This is a genomic window from Fluviibacter sp. (genome assembly GCF_057744235.1).
The window spans coordinates 1-13,809 of sequence record NZ_JBIJFP010000026.1 but is presented as its reverse complement, the minus strand read 5'-3'; the positions used below and the strand labels follow the sequence as shown (position 1 = coordinate 13,809).

Annotated in this window: 17 protein-coding genes; 3 read left to right on the top strand and 14 right to left on the bottom strand. The window is 54.6% G+C overall.

The features are described 5' to 3' along the window. Positions 1–106: 106 nt before the first annotated feature. From AC3GOJ_RS09620 to AC3GOJ_RS09585, 8 genes are all read right to left on the bottom strand, one after another. Complete coding sequence (locus tag AC3GOJ_RS09620; protein WP_488237252.1) at positions 107–1,018, bottom strand: sulfate ABC transporter substrate-binding protein; 912 nt, start codon at positions 1,016–1,018, stop codon at positions 107–109. Between the two features lie 87 nt (positions 1,019–1,105). After that, entirely contained in the window at positions 1,106–2,326 is a 1,221-nt protein-coding gene (locus tag AC3GOJ_RS09615; RefSeq protein WP_488237251.1) for a 6-phosphofructokinase, read from the bottom strand. Positions 2,327–2,397: 71 nt separating this feature from the next. Next, on the bottom strand, positions 2,398–3,051 hold the full coding sequence (gene adk / locus AC3GOJ_RS09610) for an adenylate kinase (RefSeq protein ID WP_488237250.1): 654 nt from the start codon (positions 3,049–3,051) through the stop codon (positions 2,398–2,400). Positions 3,052–3,121: 70 nt separating this feature from the next. Beyond that, positions 3,122–3,940, bottom strand: coding sequence for a 3-deoxy-manno-octulosonate cytidylyltransferase (kdsB, locus tag AC3GOJ_RS09605; RefSeq protein WP_488237249.1), 819 nt, complete (start codon positions 3,938–3,940; stop codon positions 3,122–3,124). Positions 3,941–3,955: 15 nt separating this feature from the next. Then, a complete protein-coding gene (locus AC3GOJ_RS09600) occupies positions 3,956–4,129 on the bottom strand; it encodes a Trm112 family protein (RefSeq protein WP_488237248.1) in 174 nt (57 codons plus the stop codon). After that, positions 4,130–5,170 (bottom strand): tetraacyldisaccharide 4'-kinase, encoded by a 1,041-nt coding sequence (lpxK, locus tag AC3GOJ_RS09595; RefSeq protein ID WP_488237247.1) that lies wholly within the window; start codon positions 5,168–5,170, stop codon positions 4,130–4,132. It lies immediately after the preceding gene. Next, positions 5,167–5,589 carry an ExbD/TolR family protein gene (locus AC3GOJ_RS09590; protein ID WP_488237246.1) on the bottom strand — a complete coding sequence of 141 codons (423 nt, stop codon included), beginning with the start codon at positions 5,587–5,589 and terminating at the stop codon, positions 5,167–5,169. Before AC3GOJ_RS09590 ends, lpxK begins: the two co-directional genes overlap by 4 nt. A 15-nt stretch (positions 5,590–5,604) precedes the next feature. After that, a complete protein-coding gene (locus AC3GOJ_RS09585) occupies positions 5,605–6,210 on the bottom strand; it encodes a MotA/TolQ/ExbB proton channel family protein (RefSeq protein ID WP_488237245.1) in 606 nt (201 codons plus the stop codon). A gap of 417 nt (positions 6,211–6,627) precedes the next feature. On the opposite strand from AC3GOJ_RS09585, the gene xseA reads away from it, so the two are divergent. Beyond that, positions 6,628–7,872, top strand: a complete 1,245-nt coding sequence (gene xseA, locus AC3GOJ_RS09580) for an exodeoxyribonuclease VII large subunit (RefSeq protein ID WP_488237244.1) — start codon at positions 6,628–6,630, stop codon at positions 7,870–7,872. A gap of 101 nt (positions 7,873–7,973) precedes the next feature. Beyond that, the gene (locus AC3GOJ_RS09575; protein ID WP_488237243.1) at positions 7,974–8,558 is read left to right on the top strand and encodes a superoxide dismutase; all 585 of its coding nucleotides are present in this window, start codon (positions 7,974–7,976) and stop codon (positions 8,556–8,558) included. Positions 8,559–8,640: 82 nt separating this feature from the next. On the opposite strand, the gene AC3GOJ_RS09570 is transcribed toward AC3GOJ_RS09575, so the two are convergent. The 6 genes from AC3GOJ_RS09570 to AC3GOJ_RS09545 all read right to left on the bottom strand — a co-directional run bounded on the left by AC3GOJ_RS09570 (position 8,641) and on the right by AC3GOJ_RS09545 (position 12,813). Beyond that, positions 8,641–9,498 carry a lysophospholipid acyltransferase family protein gene (locus tag AC3GOJ_RS09570; protein WP_488237242.1) on the bottom strand — a complete coding sequence of 286 codons (858 nt, stop codon included), beginning with the start codon at positions 9,496–9,498 and terminating at the stop codon, positions 8,641–8,643. A 95-nt stretch (positions 9,499–9,593) separates the two neighbouring features. Then, positions 9,594–10,160, bottom strand: coding sequence for a chorismate--pyruvate lyase family protein (locus AC3GOJ_RS09565; RefSeq protein ID WP_488237241.1), 567 nt, complete (start codon positions 10,158–10,160; stop codon positions 9,594–9,596). Between the two features lie 9 nt (positions 10,161–10,169). Continuing rightward, complete coding sequence (locus AC3GOJ_RS09560; protein ID WP_488237240.1) at positions 10,170–10,625, bottom strand: DUF192 domain-containing protein; 456 nt, start codon at positions 10,623–10,625, stop codon at positions 10,170–10,172. Next, a complete protein-coding gene (locus AC3GOJ_RS09555; RefSeq protein WP_488237239.1) occupies positions 10,625–11,236 on the bottom strand; it encodes a pseudouridine synthase in 612 nt (203 codons plus the stop codon). Before AC3GOJ_RS09555 ends, AC3GOJ_RS09560 begins: the two co-directional genes overlap by 1 nt. A gap of 71 nt (positions 11,237–11,307) precedes the next feature. After that, positions 11,308–11,646, bottom strand: coding sequence for a P-II family nitrogen regulator (locus tag AC3GOJ_RS09550; protein ID WP_488237238.1), 339 nt, complete (start codon positions 11,644–11,646; stop codon positions 11,308–11,310). A 153-nt stretch (positions 11,647–11,799) separates the two neighbouring features. After that, the gene (locus AC3GOJ_RS09545) at positions 11,800–12,813 is read right to left on the bottom strand and encodes a YncE family protein (protein ID WP_488237237.1); all 1,014 of its coding nucleotides are present in this window, start codon (positions 12,811–12,813) and stop codon (positions 11,800–11,802) included. Positions 12,814–13,092: 279 nt separating this feature from the next. Between AC3GOJ_RS09545 and AC3GOJ_RS09540 the strand changes: the two genes are divergently transcribed. Continuing rightward, positions 13,093–13,695, top strand: coding sequence for a hypothetical protein (locus AC3GOJ_RS09540; RefSeq protein ID WP_488237236.1), 603 nt, complete (start codon positions 13,093–13,095; stop codon positions 13,693–13,695). Positions 13,696–13,809: the final 114 nt, after the last annotated feature.

Below are 13,809 nucleotides of genomic sequence, written 5' to 3'. Positions count from 1 at the left end.
TCATCCATGAGATGGATTGACGATACGGCAAGGTCAAAATCAAATCGCCGGAATCGAAAATCTCCGGCAATCCTTTGCCTGGCTTGAGCTCGGGCGTGTTAATCATTCAATCTAGCGGACAGTAGTGACTATATTTAGCTGCTATTTCTTTGTTGCGCGGTCGGTAATAGTGACGAGCAGCAATTTCCTGACTGATCGGGGTATAGAGATATTCCAGATAGGCTGTAGCAACCTTACGTGTGCCCTTCTTATCAACAACCTTGTCGACAACTGCAACAGAAGGCTCTGCCAGAATCGATAGCGATGGCGTGACGATATCGAACTTATCCGGCCCCAGTTCCTTGATCGACAAATAGGCTTCGTTTTCCCAGGAAATCAGAACGTCGCCGATACCACGCTCGGTGAATGTGGTCAGCGAACCTCGGGCACCGGAATCCAGAACTTTCACGTTCTTGTAGATATTGGTGACCAATTCACGTGCCTTCTGATCATTACCATTAGGCTGCTTCAGCGCATATCCCCAGGCCGCCAGGAAATTCCAACGTGCCCCACCCGATGTTTTCGGGTTTGGTGTCACGACTTCGACACCCGGTTTGGCAAGATCGTTCCAGTCTTTAATCCCCTTGGGGTTACCCTTACGGACCAGGAAGACAATCGTTGACGTATAGGGTGCCGAGTTATCCGGCAGACGCTTGATCCAGTTCGGGGCAATCAAACCCTTCTGTGCAATGGCATCCACATCGTAGGCCAGCGCCAGGGTGACCACATCGGCATCCAGCCCATCAATCACGGCTCGGGCTTGTTTCCCAGAGCCGCCATGTGATGCACGGATATTCAGCACTTCACCGGTTTCTTTTTTCCAGTGATTGGCAAAAACAGCGTTAAAGTCTTTGTAGAGCTCACGTGTCGGGTCATAGGACACGTTAAGAAGTGCTGTATCTGCCTTGGCGCCAAAGCTCGTAACAGCTAGGCTGAGGCCGAGGACAGCCGTAAGAAGTTTTCTGCGGGTAACTGCCATGATGTGCTCCATCGAAGTGATTTGATGGCGCCATGTTGCAGTACAACACCCGACGGTGTGAACGAATTAAATCTTCTTTACTTATAACTACTGGATCAGAGGCCATTCAACCCACGGATAGTCCGGGAGACCGTCACGCCAAAGCACAGGGGCTTCGCCCTGAATCAGGGGGCGCAAATACTGTAACGCCTCATCGGTGACCCCAAATCCCGTGTCATCAATCCAGGCCAGCGGGAAAGCCCGTTCCCGATTCGCGATTTCAGTGAGCGGCACCGAAGCACAATGCCAGGCATACGGTGTCTCTGCATCGCGCACAATATTCACCATCAATCCACTCTGCCCCTGCTGGACTAGCTGCACGGCATGTTGTGCAACGGCCTCTGCCTGGGCGATGTCGGTGGCACTGGCCACGTGCCGGGCGGCACGCTGCATGTAATCGGGTACAGCCACATGGACTTTGACGCCGAGCTTATCTCGTAGCAGTGCCGCCACAGCACTGCCAGCGCCTCCCAGTTGCTCATGACCGTAAAGAGCCGCCGCATTCTGCTGAGCATAAAAAGCGCCGTCCTCCGTACGAATCCCTTCCGAAACAACACAGACACAAGCAGGGTGTTGCTTGAAACGTTGACGTACGGCGGCAACAAAAGCCGCTTCCTGAAACGTGCGTTCCGGAAAAAGCATTAACGGCTTACTCATGGCCGCCGGCAGTCGAGCGACGGCCCCACAGGCGGTGAGCCACCCGGTATGCCGCCCCATCACCTCCAGAATAAAGACACTGGGCTTGGTTGCCATGGCGCAATGATCACGCGCCGCTTCCATCAGTGACGCTGCCAGATACTTCAACGCAGATCCAAAACCTGGCGAGGTATCGGTGCCTTCCAGATCGTTATCAATCGTTTTGGGGAGACCGATGACCTGGAGGGGCAGCTCAAAGCGCGTCCCCAACTCCACCAACTTGGCGGCGGTATCCATGGAACCGTTGCCACCATTCACGTAGATTGTTCCGATCTGATGGGCAACCAAGACCTCACGAACGCGGGCCCATTGTTCGGGGTTCTCGTCATAGGGCGACAATAAGGCGCGGCCCGAACCCAGACCACCGCCAGGAATCTGACTCAAGGCCTGACGCATCGACTCTGACAGAGCGGACGCATCAAACAGGCGTTGATGGATCAGACCGGCCAGGCCATGCTCGGCGGCATACAGCCGACCTTCTGCGTGTTGGGTATGTGCCGCGATCAATGCGGCTGCAGTGGCGCCGATAACGGCGGTGACACCGCCTGACTGAAAGTACAGCGCGTTTTTCATACCCTATTAAAACAGATCGGGCGCCAGATTGGCAGAGCCAACCGGACGCCCGATCAATGGAAACGACCGAATCAGTTCAGTGCGCCCAGTACACGTGCGGTAATTTCATCAACGCTACCGACGCCTGCCACTTTGGCCACTTTCGGTGCAGCAGCATCACCGGCGTTCTTCCAGGTGGTGTAGAAGGTCACCAGCGGCTTGGTCTGGCTGTGGTAGATGTCCAGACGCTTACGCACAGTTTCTTCCTTATCGTCATCCCGCTGAATGAGATCTTCACCGGTCACATCATCCTTGCCGGCCACTTTGGGCGGGTTGTAGATGATGTGATAAGTGCGGCCCGATGCCAGGTGCACACGACGACCGGCCATACGGTCGATGATGTCTTGATCCGGCACATCGATTTCCAGAACGATATCCAGCGGAACACCGGCATCCTTCATGGCTTCGGCCTGCGGAATCGTGCGCGGGAAACCATCAAACAGGTATCCGTTCTTGCAGTCCGCTTCTTTCAGACGCTCTTTGACCATACCGATGATCACGGCATCCGGCACCAGACCACCCGAGTCCATGTGCTTTTTGGCTTCCAGGCCCAGCGGGGTGCCGGCTTTGACCTGAGCGCGCAGCATATCGCCGGTGGAAATTTGCGGAATACCGAATTTTTCACAGATAAATTTGGCCTGGGTGCCTTTACCAGCGCCCGGAGCGCCTAACAGAATGAGTTTCATCGGTATCCTCGATTAATGAAATGGAATTATTAGAGTGTGGAATATCCACCTTGCAAAAAACTTACGGTAATTACGCCTGAGGGTCAATGCGCAGCGCAGCGAAATCCTCCTGAAACGCTTTCTGCGCTCTTACGGCATCATCCGGTGTATCCACACCGGCCGGCGGCAGGGTTTGGGTCACCGCCACACTGATCCGGTAACCGTGCCAAAGGGCACGTAGCTGCTCCAGCGCCTCGATGGATTCCAGAGGGCTGGGCGTCAGACTGGCATAGTCGCGTAAAAAACGACGACGATAGGCATACAAGCCAATGTGACGATAGCAATCGTATCCTTGCGTGGGCAGACTCTGCGGCCGCTCGCCCTGCTGCCAGGTTGGCGCAAAATCATCACGCGCAAAAGGAATCGGCGCCCGCGAGAAATAAAGAGCATCGGCATTCGCCTTCATGACCACTTTGCAGATGTTCGGGTTAAACAACTCCCCGGCATCATGAATGGCATGTGCCAGGGTCGCCATATCGGCACCTGAATCCACCAGCTGGTGTGCGGCCTGATCAATCAACGCCGGCGGCAGGAACGGTTCGTCCCCCTGCACATTGACGACCACCGTTTCATCGGCCCAGCCATAGTGATCACACACTTCGGCAATCCGATCAGTTCCACTGGGGTGATCTTCGCGGGTCATGCAGACATCAAAGCCCGCCGAGCGGACTGCGTCGCGGACATCACGGCTATCGGTGGCCACAACAATGGTATCGGCACCGGAACGTTGCGCCCGCTCGCAGACGCGCACCACCATGGGTTTGCCCCCAAGATCCAGCAGGGGCTTATCCGGCAAACGACTCGATTTGAGGCGGGCCGGAATGACCACGCGAAAAGTAACGTAGCTCACCGCCGCCCTGCCCGATCAGCCAGCCTGCCCGAGGCGGCGAGCTTCATCCTGCATCATGATGGGAATCCCGTCACGCACCGGGTAGGCCAGCTGGCAGGGCTGACAGGTCAGCTCCTGGGCCGTTTTATCAAAGGCCAGTTTGCCCTTGCAGACAGGACAGACAAGAATTTCTAACAGTCGCGGATCCATTTAACGATTCTCCATGGCAGGCACTGCGTTGATGTCCGCCAACCAATCGGTCATCGGCAACGCAGGGGAAAAGCTGGCGCTCACGGCCACCACAAACCAGTTGTCGTGCCCGGCAGCAAATTCACGGCATTTTACTGCATCCTTCGCGGTCATCAGCACTGGCAGCGAGGTCACCGGCATATCGGCCGGGCCGAACGCATGATGATCCGGAAATGCCCGACCATCAACCTGCAATCCCTGAGCACGCAACATGTTAAAAAAACGTTCGGGATGGCCAATCCCGGCCAGCGCGACCACCGACTGACCCGAGAAGCTCTGCAGTGATCGGGGCTCTGTCGGTTGATTCAATGGATAGACCTGATCAGGCACCAGGCTCATGGCAAACCGGGGTACGCGTGGCCAATCCTTCTGTGCCGGTTGCCCCTGAATGATCAAGCCACGTACCAGCGCACCCTTCAACCGGCTCAAGGGCTCTCGTAAGGGACCAGCCGGGAGCAGCCGGCCATTACCCGCGCCGCGCTGGTCAAAGACCACAACTTCCAAGTCACGCGCTAATGCCAGATGTTGTAAGCCATCATCGGCAATCAGTATGTCCACGCCGGGGTTGGCCGCCAGCAAAGCCAGCCCTGCAGCCGCCCGCTGTTCGCCAACAAACACCGGAAAGCCATCCTGGGCATAGAGCAAAGGCTCATCGCCCACCATACTCGGCAAATCATCCGGACCAACGGCTCGCACACCGGGCACGGTTCTGCCATAGCCCCGACTAATAATGCCCGGATGCCAGCCCAGTGTTTTCAGTTGTTGCGCCAGCGCACGGGCGACCGGCGTTTTACCGGCCCCACCCACAATGAGATTACCAACCACCAGTACGGGCACAGGCAGCCGAGTCGCCTTCAGAAATCCGAACGCATAACACTGGCGACGCAGACGGATGATGAGCCCATAGAGTAAGGACAAGGTCACCAATACGCTATGCCAGACCACCCCCAGACGGGTACGGCCGTACCAGCTGGCCTCCACCATCTCGGGCTTCGGTATCATGAACCACTACGGGTCGTAAAGGAAATCTGTGTCAGATCTGCCTGATGTGCCGCCTGCATCACATCGATGACACTCTGATGCGTGGCCTTGGCATCGGCGTTAATCGAGACGACCGGCGGTTTACCAGAGGCACGCTTGGCCGCTGCAGTCTTTAATGCCACGGCCACCGCGTCGATTCCCGGTTTCGACAGGCTCTGACCATCGACCACCACGGTCCCGCTGGCAGTCACCGAAACGGTAATTTCATCCGGCGGTGTCGGATTGCTCGTGCTGGCGGTCGGTAAATCGATCTCGATCCCGGCCACCTTGTTATAGGTTGTGGACATCATCAGAAAGATGATGATGACCAGCAACACATCAATAAAGGGAATCAGGTTGATTTCGGGCTCATCGCGCCCGGCACCCCGGCGAAAATTCATCTGGTTCTCCGGCGATCAGTTGCGCTCACCGTGCACCACTTCGACTAGTTTGATGGCCTGCTGCTCCATATCCACCACCAACTTATCGATCAGCGCCCGGAAATGGCGCCAGAAAATGAGCGCGGGGATGGCAATCAGCAGGCCGAAGGTGGTGTTGTAGAGTGCTACCGAGATACCATAGGCCAGTTGTTGCGGGTTACCGGTGGCTGGCGATTGAGCACCGAAAATGTCGATCATGCCGACCAGGGTACCCAACAGCCCCAGCAAAGGTGCAATCGAGGCAATGGTCCCCAGCGTCGTCAGATAACGCTCCAGCTGGTGATACACCATGCGGCCGGATTCTTCGATGGCTTCACGCATGATTTCCCGGCTGCTGTTCTGATTACGGATACCGGCAGCCAGCACACGTCCCAACGGTGAACTTTCTTCCAAAACTGTCAATCGGGTGGCATCATAGCCACCCGAGGCCAACGTGGCCAGGACGCTTTGCAGCAGGCCGGGCGGCAAAATCTTTGCGGCTCGGAGGGAATAGAGACGTTCGATAATCAGCGCCAGTGCAACAACCGAGGCAATCAGTAATGGCCAGATCGGCCAGCCAGCCGCTTGAATGATCGCAAACACGTTTTTAACCCGTGGAAATCTAAAACAGCAGTGTAGCCACCCCCCCATTTTTGAGCAAGTTTCAGCGACCCCGCATGGTATTTCAACAGCTTAGCCACACCAGCAGCTTATCCACAAAAACGGTGGATAAGTTTGTGGATAGCCTGTCATAAAAGTGTCTAAATCATGCAGGGACAAGCAATTGCTTTACGCTGCACAAAAAAGAGGCTAGTTTTATATATTCGTTATTTTTCATATAGTTAGGCTATTTTCAATGGGTTCCAGGCATCTTTCTTTGTGCAAAGAGCCGTCTGACATGCCTTCGCTGCAGTGCGGTGGAGAAATCTGACCCGTGTCAAGCTTTTTTCCGGAAAAATTGTTGACATTTGCAGCCGAATGCCGCTCGGATTATTCACGAAGCACGGTAAAGTACGCACCATGAGTGACCGCATGAGCTTTGACGACACCACCAAGTCTGACACACCTCAGCAGGCGCCGATTTTATCGGTTTCTGCACTCAATGCCGCGGTTCGCAACCAACTCGAACAGTGCTTTCCCCCGCTCTGGGTCGAAGGCGAAATCGCGCAGCTGACCGTTGCCAGCTCCGGTCATATGTATTTCAGCCTGAAAGATGCCGGGGCTCAGGTACGCTGTGCCCTCTTCCGCACCCGGGCAGCACGGCTGGGATGGCAACCCCGTCAGGGTGACAAAGTCCGTGCCCGGGTCCAGGTGACGCTCTATGAAGCTCGCGGTGAGTTTCAACTCACCGTCGAAACACTGATCAAAGGTGGCTTGGGCACGCTCTACGAGCGATTCATCCAACTCAAGGCCGAACTGGAAGCCGCCGGATTATTCAGCGTCGACCGCAAAAAACCGATCCCCGCCTTGCCTCGCACGATTGGTATCATCACCAGCCCGCAAGCGGCAGCACTCCATGACGTCGTGACCACCCTCGAACGCCGTGCCCCGTATACCCGGTTGATTCTGTATCCCACCCTCGTCCAGGGGGCTGGAGCCAGCGCCCAGATCGTCCGAGCGATTCAATTAGCCAATCAGGATGGACGCGCCGATGTCCTGTTGCTTTGCCGGGGTGGTGGCTCTCTGGAAGACCTGTGGAGCTTTAACAACGCTGACGTGGTACGGGCCATTGCCGCCAGCACCTTGCCCATCATTGCCGGAATCGGTCACGAAACCGATACAACACTGGCGGACCTCGCAGCCGATGTGCGTGCCCCCACTCCAACGGCCGCCGCCGAACTGATCGCCCCGGATAAATCACGGCTTCTGCAGCAGATTGCGCAGTACCGACAGCGCCTGCAACAGTTAAGCAACCGTCGACTCGAAGACGCGTGGCTGCGGCTGGATAGCTACAGCACACGGCTACGCAGCCCGACCGCGTTACTGGAACGCCAGCAGGAACGCCTGCGGCAATACGAAACCCGCCTCCAGCTCTGGTCACAGCGGGCCCAGGAGCAACAGCAACGCCATTTGAACGAGCTTCGTCTGCGCCTGCAGGCACTGGACCCCAACCAGCCATTGCAGCGCGGCTACGCGCTGATCACGGATGACACGGGTCACCTAATCGACAGTGTGCATAAAGCGCCGCCTCAGACGCATGTGCGACTGCGCCTGGCGGACGGGCAACTGGGCGCGACCATCGACGCGATCCGGCCCGAAAACTGACCCCAGGGACGGCATAAATATCAGGAGGCTTGCAGGCAGCTCCCGCTCTGTCTAGAATCAAAGATTAAACTAACAATCCCCCAACTCGGAGAACCTCCATCATGGCTTTTGAATTACCCGCTCTGCCGTTTGCCAAAGATGCTCTTGCCCCGCACATGTCGGCTGAGACCTTTGACTACCACTACGCCAAGCACCACCAGGCTTATGTGACTAACCTCAACAATCTGATCCCGGGCACGGAATATGAAAACCTGAGCCTGGAAGATATCGTCAAAAAGGCACCGGCTGGTGGCGTGTACAACAACGCCGCTCAGGTCTGGAACCACACCTTCTTCTGGAACTGCCTGTCGCCGAATGGCGGGGGCGCGCCGACGGGTGCCCTGGCCGATGCCATTAACAAAAAGTGGGGCTCGTTCGAGGAGTTCAAGAAAGCGTTCCAGACATCGGCTGTTGGCAACTTCGGCTCGGGTTGGACATGGCTGGTTAAGAAAGCCGATGGCAGCGTCGACATCGTCAACATGGGCGCTGCCGGCACCCCGCTGACGACTGGCGACAAGGCCCTGCTGACAGTGGACGTGTGGGAGCATGCCTACTATATCGACTACCGGAACCTGCGCCCGAAGTTCGTTGAGACCTTCCTCGACAAACTGGCCAACTGGAAGTTTGCCGAAGCCAACTTCGCCTGATCAGTTGCGTTGATAAAAAATAAAACCGGCTCTGTGTTTGACACGAGCCGGTTTTTTTTACGTGCCTTTTATACGAATCGGCTCATTGCACTGGTTGCTTATACCGGTCATAGCCCCAGAGATACTGCATCGGCGCTTTACAGATCATGGACTCCATGGCTTCGTTAATCTGGGTTGCGGCAGCAATCTGATCCTCCGGCAACATGCCTTCCATGGGCGCAATGTGCATTTTGTAGCCCTTGCCAATACCCAAACGCTCAACACCCAGCACAAAAATCTGAGCACCCGTCAGACTCTGCAAGCGTTGCACCAGGGTCATTGTGTAGGCAGGACGGCCAAAGAATGGTGCCCAAACCCCTTCTCCCAAGACCGGCACTTGATCTGGCAAAATCCCAACGGTCTGACCTTTAAGTAAGGTACGAACCAGAGATCGGACACCCGTCTGATTCGCTGGTGCCATCTTGAGCTTCTGGCGGGTTCGCATGGTCACGATCCAGTCACGCAGCCATCGAATACGTGGCGGGCGAAACAGCACCGTTGACGGATGACGCGAGCTATAGACGGGCCCCAATAGCTCGAAGCAACCCATATGCGGCGATAGCAGAATCACGCCCTTACCTCTCGCCAAGGCTTCCTCAAACAGGTGCCAATCTGCCGGTGCGACGGTCTTATTCAAAGCCTGATCGTTACGACGAACCCACCAATAGGGCATTTCAAGAAACATCTGGCCAACCGCCAACATGGCACCACGCAGCATATGCGGGGTTGCATCAGGAAAAGCACTTTTAAAATTTTCGGCAGACAGCGATTTGAAGGACCCACTAACTCGCCAGGCAATCCACCCGCCACCCTGGCCGATCACCTGCAAAACAGACAGGGGCAAATACGCCAAACTCTTAAAAATCAGGGTCACCACACAGGGCAATACACGTTGTGTCATACGCACGCCTAGAAAAGCTACAAAGACGTGCGTTCAACAAGACCTTCCACGCGCCACAAGTTTCAAACATTAACACACGGGAACGCCCCAGGTTGTCAGCGCATACAAAAAACCTCTGTCACTTGCACCGACTGCCTAGGGTAACGCGATTGACTATATACCGCCCGCCTTGCCCATAGCCTGCTGCTGCCGTCCCCTTGCAACTGTGAAGATGCCAGCCCAAACAGCGGATGACGTTTATCCAAAAAAGCCCATTCACGTTCTCGCCGGACGAAACCGCGATGCGTAAAGAGCAGCGACCCGAGTGCCTGACGGCCAAGTTTATGGAACATCACCGATAGCGGTCCGCGCGGGACAGCAGGCAAAATCGAGTGTGCAACGACCAAGGGCAACCCATCCCCAGACGACAGGACGACCGCCCGAACAATGGCCAGCGGGAAGCGGCCAGACCCTTCATCATTATAGGGCTGCCCCAGGGCTTGACTCAGCACACGCACATCGACCTGACCATAATGACGTTGCAGACGGCGTGTCAGCGAGTGGGGTTCCATCAACCAGGGGCGCAGACATGCCGGCGGTTTAAGGGCGTTGCCTAGCGGATGCCAGTGACTGCAACGCGCCCGGCCCTGCATCCGTCTGCTGTGCGTTCGACTTTCCCGCATTTGCCGGTCTCAGTATTTGCCCTGAGGCGCACGCTCCAGACCAATGATCTGGGAGCCTGCGGTAACGCCATGACGCGTAAACCAGCCGCGATTGACCTCCAGGGCATAGGTGGCATTACGCTCGGTGCAATGGTTCGTTTCGGTCTGGGGCACCATATCGGCGATATTGATGACCTTGCCCTGGGCATCGATAAAAGCCACGGACAACGGGATTTTTGTGTTTTTCATCCACATGCAGAAATACGCCGGGGCCGGATAGGCAAATAGCATGCCCTGATTGGCCGGCATGGCAGTGCGATGCATCAGTCCCTGCGCCCGTTGCGACTGATCACTGGCGACTTGCACTTCGAGGGCACCAGAACCCAAAGACAGCGGGATTACTGGCAAATTTTGTGCCGACTGCGCTGTCGTCACCAGGCAAGCCGCACTGACGAGTAGCGCAAGGATCGAACGGACAAGGCGCATTACAAACTCCTGTTCAAGGCATCCACTGAAATCGGCATCGCCTGCCCCAGAGCCAGAGGCAACCCTTCATTCAATGTCAGTAAATCGATACCACCGACCGAAACGCGGACCAGGCGCAGAACGGGGAAACCAACCGCGGCACACATCCGTTTGACCTGACGGTTACGTCCTTCGGTCAGCGTGACCGCGATCCAGGTGGTGGGGATAGCCTTACGGAAACGGATGGGCGGATGACGGGGCCACAGACTCTGTGCCTCAACATCCACCGGCAGTAATTCAACCTGGCAGGCGCGTGTTGGGCCGTCATTAAGCACCGGGCCGGCCCGTAAATGATCCAGCGCCGCCGTATCGGGCATGCCTTCTACCTGCGCCCAGTAACACTTGGGTAACTTGTGACGCGGCTCGGCAATACGGGCCTGTAACGCCCCGTTATCCGTCAGCAACAACAGTCCTTCACTGTCGGCATCCAGCCGACCTGCCACACGGAACTCTGGCAGTGACAGGAAATCAGACAGCCCCTGCCAGCGCCCTTCCGGCGTGAACTGGGAGACCACCCCATACGGTTTGTTGAATGCCACCAGCGCCAAAGCAGTTCCGTTCTGCATTTTCATCAATAAAAAGCCCTGCAGTCAAAACACCGCAGGGCTCTGATCACTATGCTGAGTCAGCTCAGCTCGGGCAGTTAAATGGCTGCGTCGTCGATCTCGCCAGTGCGGATGCGCACCACCTGATCAACCGGCAGGACAAAAATCTTGCCATCACCGATCTTACCGGTACGCGCCGATTTGATGATCGACTCCAGCACGGCTTCAACACGATCATCCTGCACGACCACTTCGAGGCGCACCTTAGGCAGAAAATCAACCACGTATTCGGCACCACGATACAGCTCGGTATGGCCCTTCTGACGTCCAAAACCCCGAACCTCCGTTACGGTCAACCCGGTAACGCCGATTTCCGACAGGCCTTCACGGACTTCGTCCAGTTTAAAGGGCTTGATGATGGCAACGATCTGCTTCATGAGAACTCCATGCGGTCAAAACAAATTCTAATAGCCAATAGCTTACCACTCAAAGCGGTTGACTGGACTGCTCAAATCATTGAACAACCTGCTGCTATAACAGAACCTGCGCATTGGAACATGCGTGCATCTCATAACGGAGCCAGTTGGAGGCTATTGTGGCGGCTTGATCATACCGACGATCCGATTTGCTGATAGGTCAACTTTCGCAACACTCAAGTCCGCATTCAGTACATAAGCATAATGGCCGTCGCGTGTGAAGACAATCGCTTGACGAGGTTCGTTGAAACCGCTGATTGTTGCGATCACCTTCAAACTAGGGACATCAATCACTGAGACAGTGTTGTCAGCCAGGTTTCCTGAATAGACAAATTTTCCATCTGGCGTCAATGCTGCGCCGTACGGATCTTTACCTACGCTAATTGTTGTAATGATGTGGCGTTTTTCAACATCAACGACTGCAATGCTATCGGAACCGCTATTGGCTGCGAACATCGTTCTTCCATCGTCGCTAATGGATATCGCACGAATTTTGTTGAAGCCAGTGATTTCCCCCACAATTCTGTTTGATTCGGTATCGACAATCGTGACTTTGTCGCCGAGAAAATTCGTTACGTAGAGTGTTTTGCCATCAGGGCTTAGCCGTATACCTTGTCGAGGCTGAGCAAATCCGCCGATGACTGCGCGTGCCTGTTCAGAGGACGTATCAAATACTGTGACAGAACTCGTTGCTTGGTTGTTTGCATAAAGTGTATCGCCACGCTTGCTCATTACGGTTCCAAACACACCGGGCCCAGCCGCCAAGCGAGATAGTATCTTTAGAGTGACTGTGTCGACTTTCTCGATCACACCTTGAGTGCTATCAGAAACAAAAAACGATTCCCCATCAGGAGCGAATACGATGTTTCTGGGTGTCACGAAGTGCGAAATGACGCCCCTGACAAGATTTGATTTGAGGTCATACACAATGACCTCTGGTCGCTCACTATAAGAAACAACTGCTGTGCTTTCGTCTGGACTTAGCGCCAAAGAATTGTTGCGTATATTTCCGTCAAAGGTGATGCGAGTTGGTTTTGTCGCTACGGTTTGCGCGAAAGGCATTTCAATTCCGGTCGCAAACAGCGCATAAAGCAAGGCTGCTAATGCAAACCTTTTTTTTAATCTCATATCATGGTTCTCCAGTTAGAATTTTTACCATTCAGTAGGAATTAACCCAGAAATTTAATTTCCAGAACCGAGCTCAATGTTAAAACGAGTCAATGGTGCTTTCCAGCCCTGAATCGGCAATGTTCATTTTTTACTGATGTTGCTTAGTGCCAGATAGAAGACCCGTTAGCAGATTAACCAGTGCAACTTTCGGTGGGTGATTACAAACAGTTATTGCCGTTAGAATGTGAACGGGTCTATTTGCTTATGATGATATGAGTCCTATCAAGAGATTTCACAATGTCTCAAAAATCGCTTTCAAAAATTCGCGTTCAGTTTACAGAGCCTAAACAACAACGCTCAAGGCAGGCTATTGATAACCTAATCGAAGCCGCTGAGAAACTTGTAAACACAGGAGATTCAAGTAACTTTAGCGCGCGCGAACTCGCAAAGGTTTCAGGCTACTCTCTGGGCGCTCTAGTTCAGCGTTTAGGTAAGGTTGAGAATGTCTTTCTGCATGCAATTGCTTATTCTCGAGAGCGACATTTGCAGGCTATTTGCACACAATTGAAAGCCTTTGCTGGCGAGATTGATGTAGGCAGCTTTTCCGAATATCTAGTAACAACATCTTTACATGCCATGCAAAATGTTGTGGGTCCAACTGTGATGCGCTACTACGAAAATCGCGCACTTGGGCGCGTCAGCACACTCGCAGATGTGCATTCCTATACTGATGAGACAGTACCCGTCCTAATGGAGCTGGTGGCTTTAGATAAAACGAATACTTTCCGAGACATGACACCTTTCGAGTACAAGTATGTAGCACGAAGTATTTTCCATGTCCTTGAGAGACCATTTATTGAGTCGGATCCTAATGCAGGTTCAGCCGAGAGGGTGTCCTGAATTTTGTGTAAACGGTCATTTGGCAGGAAACTGCCGTATTGACCGGAGGCACCATGAGCAGCAAGAAACACGACGTACCTGAAGCATTACTCACATCTTTACTGGCGAACTACC